This window comes from Streptomyces sp. MZ04 (assembly GCF_004684775.1).
GTDB lineage: Bacteria > Actinomycetota > Actinomycetes > Streptomycetales > Streptomycetaceae > Streptomyces.
Window position 1 is genome coordinate 1 of record NZ_SRIC01000532.1, and the last position, 1,988, is coordinate 1,988.

At 67.5% G+C, this 1,988-nt stretch carries 2 protein-coding genes; both read right to left on the minus strand.

The genetic code is table 11. The features are described from left to right. Positions 1–960: 5-dehydro-2-deoxygluconokinase (gene iolC, locus E2651_RS42865; protein WP_135336672.1), on the minus strand; the 960-nt coding region annotated here is incomplete at its 3' end. 142 nt (positions 961–1,102) lie between these two features. Then, positions 1,103–1,957, minus strand: a complete 855-nt coding sequence (locus tag E2651_RS42870) for a sugar phosphate isomerase/epimerase (RefSeq protein ID WP_135336673.1) — start codon at positions 1,955–1,957, stop codon at positions 1,103–1,105. Positions 1,958–1,988: the final 31 nt, after the last annotated feature.

Genomic DNA, 1,988 nt, shown 5'->3' on the forward strand with positions numbered 1-1,988 from the left:
GGATTCGGGAGAATCGGGGGCCGTCGGTGGGAGCTTCGCCTCCACCTCGGCTTCGGTCGGCATCGAGTCGGCGCAGGCCGGCCGGCCCGCGACCAGGGCGCCGGCGGCGTTGGCGAAGGACACCGTGCGGTGCGTGTCCCAGCCGGACAGCAGGCCGTGGCAGAGCGCGCCGCCGAAGGCGTCGCCGGCGCCCAGACCGTTGACGACGTCGACAAGGACGGGCGGGATCTCGGCGGTGGCGCCGTCGCGGTCCATGGCGAGCACGCCACGGGGTCCTTGTTTGACGACGGCCAGCTCAACTCCCGCCGCCAGCAATGCCTTTGCCGCGGCGTACGGCTCGCGCTCGCCCGTCGCGACCTCGCACTCGTCGAGATTGCCGACAGCGACCGTCGTGTGCCGCAGCGCCTCGGCGTAGTACGTACGGGCCTGGGCGGGGTCGCTCCAGAACATCGGCCGCCAGTCGAGATCGAAGACGGTTGTCCCGGACTTCGCCCGATGCCGGAGTGCGGCGAGCGTGGCGGACCGCGAGGGCTCCTCGCTCAGACCGGTTCCGGTGATCCAGAAGACGCGGGCGGCGTGTACGGCGTCGAGATCGAGATCGGCGGCCTCGATGTCCAGGTCGGGAGCCTTCGGGAGCCGGTAGAAGTAGAGCGGGAAGTCGTCCGGGGGGAAGATCTCGCAGAAGGTGACCGGGGTCGGCGCGATCGTCGACGTACCGACGAAGCGACTGTCCACGCCGTAGCCGTCGAGGGCCTTGCGCACGAAGCGGCCGAAGGGGTCGTTGCCGGTCTTGGTGATGACGGCGGCGCTGCGCCCGTAGCGAGCGGCGGCCACGGCGACGTTCGTCGGGCTACCGCCCAGGTACTTGCCGAACGAGGTGACGTCCGCAAGGCCCACTCCCGTCTGGAGCGGATAGACATCCACTCCGACGCGGCCGATGGTCAGCACATCGAACGGCATGACGCGGTTTCCCTTCGCTCCGGAGACTCCGGCGGGTGATGGATTTAAAGCGTTTTAAAGAGTCTTCAGCCAGAACCATGCCCTCGCTGAAATGTCATGTCAATAGGTTGTCGCTACGCGATGGCGCGGGCGAACGGCCGCGCTACCAGGCGGTCAGGTACTCGTCGATCTTCTTCCGCATGAAGACGGAGGAATCCTTGGCTCGTTCCTCCCAGGCGAAGACACAGGCCGTGAGGGTGCCGTCGAAGCCGTTCGTCCGCAGGGCGCGGAAGAGTTCGTCGAAGTCGACCTCGCCCTGGCCGATGTCGAGGTGCTGGTGGACGCGGGCGGAGGTGTCGGGCGGGTTGAGGATGTAGCGGTTGCCGGACGATGCCGTGTGATCGAGGACGTCGGCCACGTGTACGTGCGTGAGCAGATCACCGGCGTACTCGATGATGCCAGGGGCGTCGTTGCCGATGTGGAAGGTGTGCGGGGCGCAGTAGAGGAAGCCGATGTTGGGGCTGTTGATGCCCCGGATCAGGTTGACCGCGTCGTAGCCGTTCTCGATGAAGTCGTCCGGGTGCGGCTCCAGGGCGAGATGGATGCCCTCCCGCTCCAGGAGCGGGAGAAGTTCGTCCATCGACTTCCAGAACTGGGCCTCGCTGCGGTTCGGGTCTTCGGGCCGTCCGTTGAACTCGGAGATCATGCTGTCCACGCCGAGGCCGGCGGTGATCCGGATGGCGCGCTTCCAGTAACGGACGGCTGCCTGCCTGGCGTCCTCGTCGGGGCCGGACCAGCGGAACAGTGGCAGGACGGAGGAGATCCCGACGCCGGCTGTGTCCAGCGCCTTGCGGAACTTGCGGACGGTGGCGTCGTCCACGCGTGGGTGGCGGAAGAAGGGGATGAAGTCCTCCCGGGGGGAGAGCTCGATCCACTCGTATCCCAACTCGGCCACCACGGCGGGTAGTTCGAGAAGAGGGGCGTTGCGGAGCATGTAGGGGTCGAGGGCGATCTTCATGGGGGAATGCCTTCGGTCGGTGGGGGAGGGG